The organism is Couchioplanes azureus, from assembly GCF_014648355.1.
Taxonomy (GTDB): domain Bacteria; phylum Actinomycetota; class Actinomycetes; order Mycobacteriales; family Micromonosporaceae; genus Actinoplanes; species Actinoplanes azureus.
In genome coordinates, this window is record NZ_BMQY01000005.1 from 594,833 (window position 1) to 608,315 (window position 13,483).

Below are 13,483 nucleotides of genomic sequence, written 5' to 3' on the forward strand. Positions count from 1 at the left end.
GCATGCGGATCGCCCTGGTCACCTCGCACCGGTTCCCCGAACCACACTGGCGGGACGAGGACACCCCGCTGGTGGCACGGGAGCTGCGCGAGCGCGGCGCGACCTGCGACGTCGTGACCTGGGACGGCGCCGAACGGGTCGAGTGGGCCGGCTACGGCGCGGTGGTGCTGCAGTCGCCATGGAGCATGTGGACGCGACTGCCCGCCTTCGACGAATGGCTGTGGGACCGCGAGCTCGACGGCACCCGCCTGCTCAACCCGCTCGACGCGATCGCCCTCGGCGCGAACAAGCGGTATCTGTCACAGCTGGGCGCCGCGGGGGTACCGATAGTGCCGTCGACGCTGGTCGAGGAGCCGGACGCCGCCACCCTGCGCGCCGTCTTCGCCGCGGCGGACGCCTCCCGGCCCACCGTCGTCGCCAAGCCCATCGCCTCCGGCGGCACCCTCGGCGCCCGGGAGTTCACGATGGACGAGCTGTCCGCCCTGGTCGCCTACCTGCGCGAGCTGGGGCCGGCGCTCGTGCAGCCGTACGTGACGGCCATCGACGCCCACCGGGAGCTCGGCGTCGTCACGCTCGACGGCACGATCTCGCACGCCGTGACCAAGGCGGCGATCCTGCGGCCCGGCGACAGCCCCCGGGCGTTCCACCCGGACCCGCAGCCGTACCCGGGGCTCACCGCCCAGCAGGAGCGGGTGATCCGGCACGCGTACGCCGAGCTGCGCAAGCTGCTGGTCAACGAGCCGTTGTCGGTGCGGCTCGACTTCATCATCGACCCGGCGTCCCCCTCCGGCCTGCTGCTGCTCGAGGTGGAGATGGTCGCCCCGGTGAAGTTCCTTCCGCTGTTCCCCGAGCAGTGTGCCAACTACGCCGAGGCGATCCTCGCCCGCGCCCGGTCCTGAGGTCGTATTGAGGGGCCGGCGGCCTTGGCCGTCCGTCCTCGGCGCTCATACGCTCCGCGCATGAGGAAAACCCTGGGCGTCGCGGTCGCCGGGTTCGGCTGGATGGGCCGCGTGCACACCCAGTCCTACCTGCGGGTTCTGCATCACTTCCCGGATCTTCCGGTACGCCCGGAGCTGGTGGCCGTCGCGGACGAGGTGCCGGGCCGGGCCGAGGAGGCCGCCGAGCGCTACGGCTTCGCGACCGCCACCCGTGACTGGCGCGAGCTGCTCGCCGACCCGGCGGTCCGGGCGGCGAGCATCGGCGCCCCGAACTTCCTGCACCGCGAGATGGGCGTCGCGCTGGCCCGGGCCGGCAAGCACGTCTGGATCGAGAAGCCGGTCGGCCTCACCGCCGCCGACGCCCGGGCGGTCGCCGCCGCGGTCCGCGAGTCCGGCGTCCAGGGCACCGTCGGGTTCAACTACCGCCACGCCCCCGCCGTGGCCGCCGCCCGCGAGCTGATCGCCGGCGGCGAGCTCGGCGCGGTCACCCATGCGCGTTTCCGCCTCTTCAGCGACTACGCCGCCCACCCGGACGGGGCGCTGAGCTGGCGTTTCGAGCGAGCCCGCGGCGGCAGCGGCGTGCTCGCAGACCTGGCCGCCCACGGCGTGGACCTGCTCCGGCACCTGCTCGGCGAGATCGAGTCGCTGGTCGCCGACACCGCCGTCTTCGTGCCCGAGCGCCCCCGGCCGACCGGCGCGACCGCCGGGCACACCCGGGCCGCCGGCGGCGAGCCGGGCCCCGTCGAGAACGAGGACTACGTCGCGGCGCACCTGCGGCTCGCGTCCGGGGCGCGGGCCGTGCTGGAGGCGAGCCGGGTCGCCGTCGGGGAGCAGAACAGCTACGGCTTCGAGGTGCACGGGACCCGCGGCGCGGTGGCGTGGGACTTCCGCCGCCTGGGCGAGCTGGCCGTCAGCACCGGCGGCGACTACCAGGACCAGCCCACCCGTACGGTTCTGGTGGGGCCGGGCCACGGCGAGTACGCGGCCTTCCAGCCGGGCAGCGGCAACGCCATGGGGTACGACGACCTCAAGGTGATCGAGGCGTGGCACTTCCTGCGCTCGATCGCGGAGGGCCGGCCGTACGGTGCCACCCTCGACGACGCGGTCCGCGCCGCGGAGGTCCTCGACGCGATGGCGGTGTCCGCCGAGACCCGCGCCTGGGTGACGCCGGCTCAGCTGAGCACGTAGCGGCCGCGCCCCAGCTGCTTGGCCCGGTACATCGCCGCGTCGGCGACGCGCAGCAGGGCCTCGTCGCCGGCCACGTCGCGGGCCGCGATGCCGATGCTGGTGCCGACGACCAGCTGGTGCCCCTCGTACGGCACCGGCCAGGCGATCTCGGTCAGCAGCCGCTCGGCGAGCCGCACCGCCTCGTCGGCCGCCACGCCCGGCAGCAACAGGACGAACTCGTCGCCGCCGAGCCGGGCCACGAGATCCTGCTCGCGGACCGCCGCGGAGAGCCGTTCCGCGATCGCGAGCAGGACCGCGTCCCCGGCTTCGTGGCCGTACCTGTCGTTGATGTCCTTGAAGCCGTCGAGATCGAGGTAGAGGACCGCGACCGGGTCGTCCGGCGCCGGCACCGCACGGGCGAGCCGGTCCCGCAGGACCGAGCGGTTGGCCAGGCCGGTGAGCGGGTCGCGGCGCGCCTGCTGCGCCAGCAACGCCTGGGCACGCTCCTGCTCGCGTACGGCGGTCGTGAACCGGACGATCACCAGCAGGGCGCAGGCCGCCGAGGCCACCACCGCGGTGATCTTGTCATCGGCGACGAGGGTGAGCAGCGGAGCCGTCATGAGCGCGATGGCCAGGAAGAAGATCCGGGCCGGGTGCAGGACCGTGACCTCCGTGCCCGGACTGGTGAGCTCGAGCCGGGCGGGGTGCATCCCGGCCGCGACGAGCAGGGCGTTGCCGAAGAGTACCGCGGCGCTGAGGCGGCCGTAGAGCTCCTCGGACAGCACGTACGGCAGGACGTTCCAGGCCAGATCCATGCTCAGGAACCACATCGCCCCCGCGAGCACGAGCCGGGTGGGCGCGGTCCGCACGCCGGGCGACATCGCCACGACGAGCGCACCGCTGAGCAGGACGACGTCGGCGAAGGGATAGAGCAGGGGCACCGCGGACTCGGCCAGCGCGAAGCCCTCGGCCAGCGGCTTCATGATGAACTGCCAGCTGACGGCGCCGGCCGCGACCGTCAGGGTGAGCGCGTCCACGACGGCGCCCCGCAACCGCCCCGGCGCCCGGCGCCGTGCCATCAGCGCCAGGGCCGCCGCCAGCAGCGGATATCCGCCCAGCCAGAACGCGTCGGCGATGCCCACGGCCGGGACGCCGCCGAGGAAGTGCGCCGCCACCAGCTCGTACGCGTCCCCGGCGAACCACAGGGTCATCCCGGCGGCGACGAGCGCCCACGGCAGCCGCTCCCGCCCCCGCTGCTCGGCCACCGTCACCCGCGCCACCAGCTGCCGGGCGGGCGCCGAGCGGTGCCGGGGCCGCGGGCGGTGCTGTCGCCGTGGCCCCATCCGCAGGACGGAACACCAGGCCAGCGCGCACAGCGTGGCGTACGTGACCAGGTGGATGAGCTCGCCGGCGAGCGTGTAGAAGACGGCCGTCTCCACGAGGGTGACGACGAACATCACCAGCAGGAAGAGGCGAACGCCGGACCGGGCCACGCCGGACCATCGTCAGGTTCCGGCGGGCACATGAGCGGTTGTGCGCTCCCTAACGGGTTGCGCCTCGGGTCACCTTTCCGCTGGCGGACCGCCGCCCGTTTGTGCGTACTGTGCCGCGCTCGCCTCTCCGTCGCCGGAAATGATCAGAGGTAGGCGCGTCCCGCGTTCCGCTTGATCGCGTCCTCCCAGCCGGCGAGGTCCGACGGGCTCCGGTCGGTCACGCCCACGTAGTCGGCGGACGGGCGGATGATCTTCCCGAGGCGCTTCTGCTCGAGGATGTGGCTCGCCCACCCCGCGGTCCGGGCGCAGGTGAACATGGAGGTGAACATCGGCGCCGGCACCTCGGCGAAGTCCAGGATGATCGCTGCCCAGAACTCGACGTTGGTCTCCAGCACCCGGTCCGGCTTGCGCTCGCGCAGCTCGGTCAGGGCCGCGTCCTCCAGCGCCTTCGCCACCTCGTACCGCGGGGCGCCCAGCTCCTTGGCGGTCGCGCGCAGCAGCCGCGCCCGCGGGTCCTCGGCGCGGTAGATCGCGTGGCCGAAGCCCATGAGCCGCTGGCCGCTGTCGAGCACCTGCTTGACGTACGCCCGGGCATCGCCGGACCGCTCGACCGCCTCGACCATGTGCAACGCCCGCGACGGCGCGCCGCCGTGCAGCGGGCCGGACATCGCCGCGACCGCCGCCGACATCGCGGCCGGCACGTCGGCACCCGTGCTGGCGACCACCCGAGCGGTGAAGGTCGACGCGTTCATGCCATGCTCGGCCGCCGAGATCCAGTAGCGGTCGATCGCGCTGACGTGCCGGGGGTCGGGCTCGCCACGCCACTGGACCATGAACCGCTCGACGATGCTGGACGCCTCGTCGACGCGCTGGCGGGGCACGGCCGGCAGCTCGCCACCCCGCGCGCCCTGGGCGACGAGGGAGAGCATGGTGGCCGACGTCCGCGCCAGGTCGGCCCGCGCCCGGGCATCGTCGATGTCGATCACCGGACGCGCGCCCCAGGCCGGCGCCGCCGTCGCGATCGCCGCCTGCACGTCGGCCCGGACGTCGCCGGAGCGCAGGGTCAGCGGGTACGGCTCCTCGGGCTGCAACGGGGAGCCGAAGTCCCCGTCGACGAGCAGCCCCCACACGTCGGCGAAGGACACCTTGCCGACGAGCTTCTCGATGTCGATGCCGCGGTAACGCAGGGACCCGCCGTCGCGGTCGGGTTCCGCGATCTCGGTGTCGAAAGCGACAACTCCGGCGAGGCCAGGGGGAACGGTCAGCATGGTGACTCCCGGTGAACGCATCGGTGGATCTCGAATCCTACGGCTGGTCAGGCCGTTCGAGCGTGGGGAAAATGTCACACCGCGTGAGTCTGCCGGATCGGGCCGCCAGCCCTCACCATGCCGCTCCCCTGGCTTGTCGGCCGCCGGGCTCAGGCGAAGCGCGCCGGATCGCCGGCGCCGACCCGCAGCACCTCCGGCGTGCCCTCGGAGAGATCCACGACGGTGGTGGGCACCGTGCCGCACTCCCCCGAATCGATCACCGCGTCGACCGCGTGGTCCAGCCGCTCCTTGATCTCCCAGCCCTGGGTGAGCGGCTCCTCCTCGTCGGGCAGCAGCAGGGTGCTGGAGAGCAGCGGCTCCCCCAGCTCGGCGAGGATCGCCTGGGTCACCGCATGCTCGGGGATGCGTACCCCGACGGTCTTCTTCTTGGGATGCAACAGCCGCCGCGGCACCTCCCGGGTGGCCGGCAGGATGAACGTGTAACTGCCCGGCGTCGCCGCCTTGACCGCGCGGAAGACGGCGTTGTTGATCTGCACGAGCTGGCCGAGCTGAGCGAAGTCCCGGCACACCAGGGTGAAATGGTGACCACCGCCCAGATTCCGGATCTCGCGGATCCGGTCGATCCCGGCGGCGTTGCCGATCCGGCAACCCAGCGCATAGCAGGAGTCCGTCGGGTAGGCGATCAATCCGTCGTCGCGCAGCACGCCGACGATTTGGGCGATGGCCCGGGCCTGAGGGTTGTCCGGGTGAACGTCGAAGTACTTGGCCACCCGGAAAGCCTAGATCGCGCGGGAGCGGCGTGGCCGCGTCCCGCACCTATTTCGTCTCGGCATAGGCGCTGCCGACGGGGGGGATCTCGTCGGCCCGGGCCCGGGACAGCAGTGCCACCCCCGTACCCGCCGCGAGCGCGCTCATCCCGGCGACCGCGACGCCGACTGTGCCGCCGACGATCCGCTCACCGAGCAGCACCAGGCCGACGGTGGCCGCGGCCACCGGGTTGGCCAGGGCGACGACCGCCAGCGGCGCCGCAAGCCCGGCCCGGTACGACCGCTGGGCGAAGAGCAGGCCGGCGCAGGCCAGCACCCCGACGGCGATCGCGGCCAGGGCGACGAACGGACGCAGCAGGGCGCCGAACCCGTACCCGGCGATGTGCACGGCAACCGTCTGAGTGAGCGCGGACGAGACGCCGAAGGCGACCCCGCCGGCCGCCGCGGCCCACAGCCCCGAGGCGCCGGGCACCGCGCTCCAGCCGCCGAGCGCCGTGAGCACCGCGGCGGCCACGAGCAGCAGTCCGATCAGATGCCCGGCGCTGAGCACCCCGACGTCCCCGGCCGAGCCGGCGAGCACCATGATGCCGCCCAGGCCGGCCACGGTCAGCGCGATGCCGTGCCACTCCGATCTCGTGACAGCCCGCCGCATGCGCCACGCGCCGAGCGCCACCGCCAGCACGAGGGTGATCACGCCCAGCGGCTGGACCAGGGACAGCGGGCCGTACCGGAGCGCGACGACATGCAGCGCCGCACCGCCACCGTTCAGACCGATCGCCACCCACCACGACGACGTGCGCAGCAGTACGGTCGCCGGACGGTCCGCGATCCGCTCCTGAAGAACCGCGGCCGCCGCGTACGACAGCGCGGAAGCGACGCAGAGCGAGACCGCGATCAGGGGCATCTCCGACACTTCCACGACGAGAACCTATGCGCCCACCGGCCACCGGCGCGTCGTCCGCGAGCGGTAGTTTCGCCGAGTCCCCGTACGGCTTGCGCGGTACCGCGGGCCTACTCTGCACGCATGAGTTTCGCGCAACACGGACACACTCACCGTCTGGACTGGACGGACCCGGCGATCCGCGAGTGGGACTGCACAGTCGTCTGGTCCGATCCCGCGGATCCGGAGGCGGGCATCGTGCTCGACCGCTCCGCCTTCTACCCGGGAGGCGGCGGCCAGCCACCGGACCACGGCGTCCTGCTCTGGGAAGGCGTCCAGACCCGCGTCGTCGACACCCGCAAGGGCGACGACCTCTACCTGATTCCGGCGCCGGGCGACCCCGTACCGCGAGCCGGCACCACCGTCCGCGGCGCGATCGACGACGAACGGCGCAGCACCCTGATGCGTACCCACTCCGGGCTGCACATCCTCTGCGGCACGGTGTTCCGCGACTTCGGTGCCCTGGTCACCGGCGGCAACATGCAGCCGGGCGAGGCCCGGATGGACTTCAACCTGCCCGAGGTGCCGCCCGGCTTCAAGCAGGCGCTCGAGGACGCCGTCAACGCGGAGATCGCCGCCGACCGCAAGATCGTGGCTCGCGTCCTGCCCCGCGACGAAGCCCTGCGCATCCCGGATCTGGTCCGCACCCAGGATGCCCTGCCACCGCTCGAAAACCCGGAGATCCGCGTCATCGACATCGTCGGCCTCGACGTCCAGGCCGACGGAGGCACGCACGTCGCGTCGACCGCCCAGGTGGGCCGGGTCCAGGTCGTCAAGGTGGAGAGCAAAGGCCGGCAGAACCGACGCGTACGGATCAAACTGGCCTGATCGTGTCCGCCGGACGCGTCTGGGCCGGCCATTCGTCAGAAGACGGTAAGGAGTCAGACCATCCCACCGGGCCCGTGGGATGGGTAGCGTCGCAGTCGTGACCCACCACGTGCTCGTCGTCGACGACGATCCGACCGTCAGCGACGTCGTCCGGCGATACCTGGAGCAGGACGGCTGCCGGGTCCGGCTGGCCGCCGACGGCGAGGCGGCGCTCGCCGCCGCCTCCGCCGAGCTGCCCGACCTCGTGGTGCTCGACCTGATGATGCCCGGCATCGACGGCATCGAGGTGTGCCGCCGGCTCCGCCGGGACGCGCCCGACCTGCCGGTGCTGATGCTGACGGCACTGGGCGAGGAGCCCGACCGCGTCCTCGGCCTGGAGGCCGGCGCCGACGACTACGTCACCAAGCCGTTCTCCCCCCGGGAGCTGACTCTCCGGATCCGGTCCATCCTGCGGCGGGCCGGCCAGGCGGACCGACCCCAGCCCGTGCTGGTCGACGGCGACCTGGTCGCCGACACCTCACGGCGCGTCGTGACCATCGGCGGCACCCCCGTCAGACTGACCAAGGGCGAGTTCGACCTGCTGGTCTTCCTGATGAGCCACGCCGGCCGCACCTGGACCCATCAGCAGCTTCTCGAAAGGGTCTGGGGCTGGTCGGTGGGCGAGGCCGGGACCGTCACCACCGCGATGGCCCGGCTGCGCGCCAAGATCCAGCCCGCCGCCGACTCACCCAAGCGCATCCTCACCTCGTACGGCGCCGGCTACCGCTTCGAACGGGTGGGCGACCATGCGTGACCTGATCCTCATCGCGCTGTACGCGCTCGCGGCGGGCACCCTGGTCGGCGTCATCGGAGAGCTGTCGCTGCGGATGCTGCGACGCCGCTCGATCATCATGCACATCTGCGTCATGCTCACCATCACCGTGGCCTCGGTGGTCGCGGGCATCGCCGCCGTCGCCCAGGCGATGTTCCTGTCGGCACACGACCTCCAGGTCGTGCTGATCACCGTCCTCGCGTCCGCGACGGTCAGCCTCGCGGTCGGCACCACCTTCGGACGCCGGCTCGCCGCGGCCTCGGTCTGGTCGGTCCAGGCCCGCGAGCGGGAGCGGCAGATGGAGGCGAGCCGCCGGGAGCTGGTCGCCTGGGTCTCGCACGACCTGCGCACGCCGCTCGCCGGGCTGCGCGCGATGGCGGAGGCCCTCGAGGACAAGGTCGTCAGCGACCAGGAGACCGTCGCCGAATATCACCATCGCATCCGCGTCGAGACCGACCGCATGAGTCAGCTCGTCGACGATCTCTTCGAGCTGTCGCGCATCAACGCCGGCGCCCTGCACCTCACCCTGTCGAGCGTCTCCCTCGCCGACGTGGTGGCGGACGCCGTGGCGACGACGGCACCCCTGGCGGCGCGCCGCGGCGTCACCGTGGTCGCCCCCGGCGGGGAATGGCCGGTCATCATGGCCGGCGAACAGGAGCTCACCCGAGTGGTCGCCAATCTCCTGGTCAACAGCGTCCGATACACCCCGCGGCACGGGAGGGTCGAGATCAATGCGGGCGTCCAGGCCAACGAGGCCTGGCTCGCCGTCTCGGACACCTGCGGCGGCATACCGGAGCCGGATCTCACGCGGGTCTTCGACGTGGCCTTCCGCGGTGAGCGCGCACGGACGCCCGAGCCCCAGGAGGACGCCTTCGGCGGAGGGCTCGGCCTCGCGATCGTCCGCGGGCTGGTGGAGGCGCACGGCGGACAGGTGCGGGTCGACAACACCCCGGTGGGCTGCCGGTTCGAGGTCCGGCTGCCACTGTCGCCGGCTCCGGCAAGACACGGCGCCCGTCGGCTCCCGCCCATCGGCCCCGCCGACCCGACGCCGCCGTCCCTCTCCGGCGGTTCGGCTCCGAACCGCCCCCCGGCGGTTCGACTCTGAGTTCGCCGTTCACCCCCGACTCTGCTCCGGCGTCGCGGTGGACCGGCCTGCCAGGTCACCAAGAGTGGATACGACAGGTGATCCGGTGCCGGCCGAGACGACACCGAGTGCACGTTCTACCTCGACGTAGTTGGCGACATCCGCCTCAATCCCGGCGCGGTCGAAAAACTCTGCGGGTTCGAATCCCGCCGCGCGGTGACCGGCCTCCGCAGCGGCCCGGGCGGCGGGCAGGTCGTCGGCCGACGACCAGCGGATGATCGTGACCGCGTTGAAGCGCCCGGGGCCGGAGTGCTGCTCCAACAGAGTGTCTTCGAGGAAGCCCGGCTGGCTGCGCAGGATCCCATGTGTGCGGTGCACGTGTCGCCAGAACTCCTCGCGAGCGGCTTCCGGGACGACGAACTTGTCGACGCGGTGGACGATGGGCATGGTTGACCTCCGGGCTACGGGTTGGAAGGAAGCCGAGCTTCCAACATCAACCGGACTTGAGGTCAATACCTGACCGCCGCCTGGATGTCTTCAGGCGCCTCGACTGTTGGCATACGGAAGACTTCGTGCATGCACCTCGGCAGAAATCTACCCCTGCAAGGTCACGTCATTTGGCTGACTCCCGAACAGGGGGACGGTCGTCCGGCCCTCCGGCGACGCCAACTACAGAGGACTACGCTGCCACAGCGTTCGTGCCACCGAGCACGGCCAGTTCGGGGCTCGCCTCCTTTGTCCTGAGGGTCGCCGACCGGAGAAGCTGGGTCTCCGCAGCCGAAGCGTCGTGGTTGGTGGAGCAACATGAGGCACGCTTCAGCGTGCAACCGGGCAGCGTCGTGGTCGTAACCGAAGGCCCGAGGGTGGTCGCATACTTTTCACGTCGAGGCGGTCCGAGAGGACGATTAGCTCCGTCCGTGCCGAGGCGCTGGCAGCTGAACCCGCATCTGTGCCTGGACGACCCGGACTGCGCCGTCACGCGCCCCCACTCACGACACCTCGACACGCCATGCCGTCAGTATTGTTCTCGCTGCTCATGGCGAGTTTTCCAGGAACAGATGTGAGATCTGAACGCATTCGGTCAGCTGTCACGTCGACGCTCCGAAACGGGTCAGGTGGCCTCCGCAGAAGTCGGATCAACGACTCCGTCGCCATCCGTTTTCGATTGAATACGTAACGCCATAACACCGGCCTACTGTCGTCGGCGCAGCGCCACCGTGTTCGTCGACCACAGGAGGATCACCATGCGCCGCTTCCTGACCGTCATCACGTTGCTCGGACTGTCACTGTTCGGGCTGATGCTCCCTGCTCCAGCGAGCGCGGCGAGTACGCTGACCGCCGACGTCACGTCCGCGACCGTGGTTGCTCGGGGCAGCGCCGTCGATGTCAACGTCACCGTCGTATGCCCGGCCGGCGCCTCGGGCTATCTCTATCTGTCCGTCACGCAGCGTTCGGGCGGCGGCGTGGCACAAGGCAGCGGCTCGACCTCCATTACCTGTACGGGCGCACCCCAGGCGGTGACGGTGCGGGCGGTCGCCCAGCCCGGCGGCGAGTTCTTCCGCCCTGGCGAGGCGATCATCTCGGGCGCCCTGTCCGTGTGCGGCCAGTTCGAATGTCAGTACACGGAGATCAACGAAACGGTCCGAGTCACTCAGAACTGAGCCGCTCACTCAGCAGCGCAGACCTTCCGGCTAATCGGAGTTTTCCGGCCTCATTGGAAGGGTGAAGAACGCTCCGCGGTGCCACCAGGAAGCTCCGTTCGGATGGGAGTCACTGCGGCTCCCATCCGAATTGAGCGGTTCGCCACGATCGATGGAACATTCCTGAGAGCAGGAGCCATAGGATCGGAAAAGGCACCGGCCCTGAAGGGCTGTCGACCTGCGGGAGCGAGTTCGCCCGCGTGCTCAGGCCTGGTGCTTGGCTGCTGACGGCCTTCCAGGCCGGTAACGGCGAGCGCGTGGAGCGCACCAGCGCCTATGGACGTTCCGTGTCCCTGACCAACTACCGTCACGACCCGCAGCACCTGATCGCCGTGCTCGCCGGAACGGGATTCGACGTTCACGCCCAACTGCACCCTCACGCTGAAGGCGCCGAGCAGACACCGCAAGTCGTTATGCTGGCCCGTCGGCGTAACTGAGCCACATCCGGCGCCACCGCGATCCGACGTTTCCGGATGCCCGGCTGATCAGACGGCAGTGAGCCGGGGTAGCGCGGCCGCAGACCATCCTGCCGGGCGACCCAGCGGTCATGCGCATGCCCGCGAGCTACGCCGATACCTGTGGAGTGACTCGCGGCGGTCGCCGGGGTGGAGGTGGTCGTCTACCTGCCGTGCTCCCACTCAACGCGGGTCAGTTCGTACTCGACCTCGCCGTGCTCGGAACCTTCGATCGCCTCGGGCCAGTCCCCGGTGAAGTTCCGCCGGAACCTCAGACCTGCCTTCTCCATCACCCGCCGGGACCCGGTGTTGACCGCCATGGTGTTGGCGGTCACCCGCTCCACCCCGAGGTCGGTGAACCCCTTGTCGATCAGCGCTCGCGAACCCTCCGTGGCAAACCCCCTGCCCCAGGCGGCCTTGTTCAGCCGATAGCCGAGCTCGACCACGGCGGCGCTGTGCTCGTTGACGGGGCGGAACTCGAACCAGCCCAGGAAGATCCCGGTGCTCTTCTCCTCGGCGGCCCAGTAGCCGCGGGTGCCGAGGCACGGGTATACCTGCAACAACCGTGGCAGGGTCGTCGTCTGGACCGTCTCGCGGCCGGTCGGCTTGCCACCGTTGATGAAGCGCATGACCTCGGGGTCGTTGTCCAGTGCCACGAGGTGGTCGGCGTCGGCGCCGGTGAACGGGCGCAGCGACAGCCGTCCGGTTTCCAGGAAGACCTGCATGTCGCGATCTTCACCGCCGGAAGCCGGGCACGCCAGCGATATCGCACCGAGTGGGAGATCCATGGGTTCGTTCGGTTCCGTGCCCGGACGCCGGCGTCCGGGCACGGGAACGTCATGGTCGGCGCAGGTTCAGGATCGCAGGATCGAGAGAATCTGGTTCAACAGGTCGACGATGGCCTGCAGCGGCGGACGAATGGGATCGAGCAGGCCGGCCACCGCGCAGAGCAGATTGCCGAGCAGGTCACCCGGCCCCGAAACCGCGGTGATGTTCAGGTGCACCCGGTCCAGATGTACCCGCAGACCCAACAGGTCGAGATCCAGCGGCCCGAGCACCAGATCCAGGATCGGGCAGAACGCCTGGATCTCCGCGCCGGTCGCGCTTGCGGTCCCGGACAGGAGAGGTAGCGACACGCTCTGCGTCTCGCTACCGACGGTTTCCCCGGTCGAGTCCACGAGCGTGGCGGCAAGGAGGCCGACCGCGACGATCCCATCGCCGGCGACCTCGAAGCGCTCGGGAGCGAAGGTGCCATGCACCGTGCCGGCGGCGCTCGTCGCGTCGGTGAAGGTGCCGGACACCGTGGACGTCATCGTGCCGGGCGTTTCCAGGACGCGGTCCTCGGCCGTGACCGGACCGGTACGGGCGGCCGCCGCGGCAGGCGTGGCGGCGACGACCGTGGCAGGTATAGCCAGACAAGCGGCCACCAGCATCTTCCATGGAATGTGCGGACGTGCCATCTCTCTTCCTTTCGGCCGTGACGAGTGACCCAAGCCAGTTGACCGTCACAGCCGAAGGAAAACCCGTCGATCTACGTCGCTGTCTCAGATGGTGCTGACTGCAAGTTGCATATCGTTAAAAGCGATTCCGCGTCATAAGAATGACCGGATATTGCTACCGGGTCGTCCGCCTCGAACGCGTGGTCCGGCGGCCGGACATACACCCGGACCCAGCGACCGTCCGTCGCGCGCTCCGCGTGGTCGGCCAGCGGCACGGCGGTCCCGCAGCCCGCAGCAGGTCGACCTCCGCCACCCGCGCCCGGGGCAGGTCGACCTCCGCCAGCTCCGCCTACACCCACAGCAGGTCGACCTCGACCAGCTCCGCGCAGACCCACAGCGGGTCGACCTCGACCAGCTCCGCCCAGGCCCGCAGCAGGTCGACCTCGACCAGCTCCGTCCGCAACCGCTGCGCCTGCGCCCGGCCCTCGGTGATGAGCCGCTCGTTGCCGGTCGCGTCGCCGATGGCATCCCTGCCCTTGAGCAGCCCTGCCGTTGCGCATCCCCCGATGCCGGGCACCGCAACTTCCGTAAAC

15 protein-coding genes are annotated in these 13,483 nt (G+C 70.9%); 7 read left to right on the top strand and 8 right to left on the bottom strand.

Annotated features, from left to right (window positions below):
- Positions 1-2: 2 nt before the first annotated feature.
- Entirely contained in the window at positions 3-899 is an 897-nt protein-coding gene (locus tag IEY99_RS21360; RefSeq protein ID WP_189205759.1) for an ATP-grasp domain-containing protein, read from the top strand.
- Between the two features lie 60 nt (positions 900-959).
- Positions 960-2,126, top strand: a complete 1,167-nt coding sequence (locus IEY99_RS21365) for a Gfo/Idh/MocA family protein (protein ID WP_189205760.1) — start codon at positions 960-962, stop codon at positions 2,124-2,126.
- Here IEY99_RS21365 and IEY99_RS21370 read toward each other — a convergent pair.
- From IEY99_RS21370 to IEY99_RS21385, 4 genes are all read right to left on the bottom strand, one after another.
- The gene (locus tag IEY99_RS21370; RefSeq protein WP_189205761.1) at positions 2,111-3,598 is read right to left on the bottom strand and encodes a GGDEF domain-containing protein; all 1,488 of its coding nucleotides are present in this window, start codon (positions 3,596-3,598) and stop codon (positions 2,111-2,113) included. The two genes, IEY99_RS21365 and IEY99_RS21370, sit on opposite strands and share 16 nt — an antisense overlap.
- Positions 3,599-3,741: 143 nt before the next feature.
- Positions 3,742-4,866, bottom strand: a complete 1,125-nt coding sequence (locus IEY99_RS21375; RefSeq protein WP_189205762.1) for a citrate synthase 2 — start codon at positions 4,864-4,866, stop codon at positions 3,742-3,744.
- Between the two features lie 149 nt (positions 4,867-5,015).
- Complete coding sequence (locus tag IEY99_RS21380; protein ID WP_189205763.1) at positions 5,016-5,636, bottom strand: L-threonylcarbamoyladenylate synthase; 621 nt, start codon at positions 5,634-5,636, stop codon at positions 5,016-5,018.
- A gap of 46 nt (positions 5,637-5,682) precedes the next feature.
- Positions 5,683-6,552, bottom strand: a complete 870-nt coding sequence (locus IEY99_RS21385) for a DMT family protein (protein ID WP_189205764.1) — start codon at positions 6,550-6,552, stop codon at positions 5,683-5,685.
- A gap of 105 nt (positions 6,553-6,657) precedes the next feature.
- On the opposite strand from IEY99_RS21385, the gene IEY99_RS21390 reads away from it, so the two are divergent.
- The 3 genes from IEY99_RS21390 (at position 6,658) to IEY99_RS21400 (ending at position 9,317) form a co-directional block, all read left to right on the top strand.
- The gene (locus tag IEY99_RS21390) at positions 6,658-7,401 is read left to right on the top strand and encodes an alanyl-tRNA editing protein (RefSeq protein ID WP_189205765.1); all 744 of its coding nucleotides are present in this window, start codon (positions 6,658-6,660) and stop codon (positions 7,399-7,401) included.
- 79 nt (positions 7,402-7,480) lie between these two features.
- Positions 7,481-8,194: a response regulator transcription factor gene (locus IEY99_RS21395; RefSeq protein WP_189205766.1), complete on the top strand. Its 714-nt coding sequence runs from the start codon at positions 7,481-7,483 to the stop codon at positions 8,192-8,194.
- Complete coding sequence (locus tag IEY99_RS21400; protein ID WP_189205767.1) at positions 8,187-9,317, top strand: sensor histidine kinase; 1,131 nt, start codon at positions 8,187-8,189, stop codon at positions 9,315-9,317. The genes IEY99_RS21395 and IEY99_RS21400 overlap by 8 nt, the downstream gene beginning before the upstream one ends.
- Positions 9,318-9,326: 9 nt before the next feature.
- Here the strand turns inward: IEY99_RS21400 and IEY99_RS21405 are convergent, their stop codons facing one another.
- The gene (locus IEY99_RS21405) at positions 9,327-9,743 is read right to left on the bottom strand and encodes an antibiotic biosynthesis monooxygenase family protein (RefSeq protein ID WP_229799030.1); all 417 of its coding nucleotides are present in this window, start codon (positions 9,741-9,743) and stop codon (positions 9,327-9,329) included.
- 797 nt (positions 9,744-10,540) lie between these two features.
- Here IEY99_RS21405 and IEY99_RS21410 point away from each other — a divergent pair.
- Both IEY99_RS21410 and IEY99_RS21415 read left to right on the top strand, forming a co-directional pair.
- Positions 10,541-10,957, top strand: coding sequence for a hypothetical protein (locus tag IEY99_RS21410; protein ID WP_189205768.1), 417 nt, complete (start codon positions 10,541-10,543; stop codon positions 10,955-10,957).
- 326 nt (positions 10,958-11,283) lie between these two features.
- Positions 11,284-11,433, top strand: coding sequence for a hypothetical protein (locus IEY99_RS21415; protein ID WP_189205769.1), 150 nt, complete (start codon positions 11,284-11,286; stop codon positions 11,431-11,433).
- Positions 11,434-11,615: 182 nt separating this feature from the next.
- Here the strand turns inward: IEY99_RS21415 and IEY99_RS21420 are convergent, their stop codons facing one another.
- The 3 genes from IEY99_RS21420 to IEY99_RS21430 all read right to left on the bottom strand — a co-directional run bounded on the left by IEY99_RS21420 (position 11,616) and on the right by IEY99_RS21430 (position 13,467).
- Complete coding sequence (locus tag IEY99_RS21420) at positions 11,616-12,176, bottom strand: GNAT family N-acetyltransferase (protein ID WP_189205770.1); 561 nt, start codon at positions 12,174-12,176, stop codon at positions 11,616-11,618.
- A 129-nt stretch (positions 12,177-12,305) separates the two neighbouring features.
- On the bottom strand, positions 12,306-12,911 hold the full coding sequence (locus tag IEY99_RS21425) for a hypothetical protein (protein WP_194505967.1): 606 nt from the start codon (positions 12,909-12,911) through the stop codon (positions 12,306-12,308).
- Positions 12,912-13,239: 328 nt separating this feature from the next.
- A complete protein-coding gene (locus tag IEY99_RS21430; RefSeq protein ID WP_189205772.1) occupies positions 13,240-13,467 on the bottom strand; it encodes a CsbD family protein in 228 nt (75 codons plus the stop codon).
- Positions 13,468-13,483: the final 16 nt, after the last annotated feature.

What these genes read in the sequence shown, in the direction of transcription:
- IEY99_RS21360 (WP_189205759.1), top strand. Translation starts at nt 3, where the DNA reads ATGCGGATCGCCCTGGTCACCTCGCACCGGTTCCCCGAACCACACTGG.
- IEY99_RS21365 (WP_189205760.1), top strand. Translation starts at nt 960, where the DNA reads ATGAGGAAAACCCTGGGCGTCGCGGTCGCCGGGTTCGGCTGGATGGGC.
- IEY99_RS21375 (WP_189205762.1), bottom strand. Translation starts at nt 4,866, where the DNA reads ATGCTGACCGTTCCCCCTGGCCTCGCCGGAGTTGTCGCTTTCGACACC.
- IEY99_RS21390 (WP_189205765.1), top strand. Translation starts at nt 6,658, where the DNA reads ATGAGTTTCGCGCAACACGGACACACTCACCGTCTGGACTGGACGGAC.
- IEY99_RS21395 (WP_189205766.1), top strand. Translation starts at nt 7,481, where the DNA reads ATGGGTAGCGTCGCAGTCGTGACCCACCACGTGCTCGTCGTCGACGAC.
- IEY99_RS21400 (WP_189205767.1), top strand. Translation starts at nt 8,187, where the DNA reads ATGCGTGACCTGATCCTCATCGCGCTGTACGCGCTCGCGGCGGGCACC.
- IEY99_RS21405 (WP_229799030.1), bottom strand. Translation starts at nt 9,743, where the DNA reads ATGCCCATCGTCCACCGCGTCGACAAGTTCGTCGTCCCGGAAGCCGCT.
- IEY99_RS21410 (WP_189205768.1), top strand. Translation starts at nt 10,541, where the DNA reads ATGCGCCGCTTCCTGACCGTCATCACGTTGCTCGGACTGTCACTGTTC.
- IEY99_RS21420 (WP_189205770.1), bottom strand. Translation starts at nt 12,176, where the DNA reads ATGCAGGTCTTCCTGGAAACCGGACGGCTGTCGCTGCGCCCGTTCACC.
- IEY99_RS21425 (WP_194505967.1), bottom strand. Translation starts at nt 12,911, where the DNA reads ATGGCACGTCCGCACATTCCATGGAAGATGCTGGTGGCCGCTTGTCTG.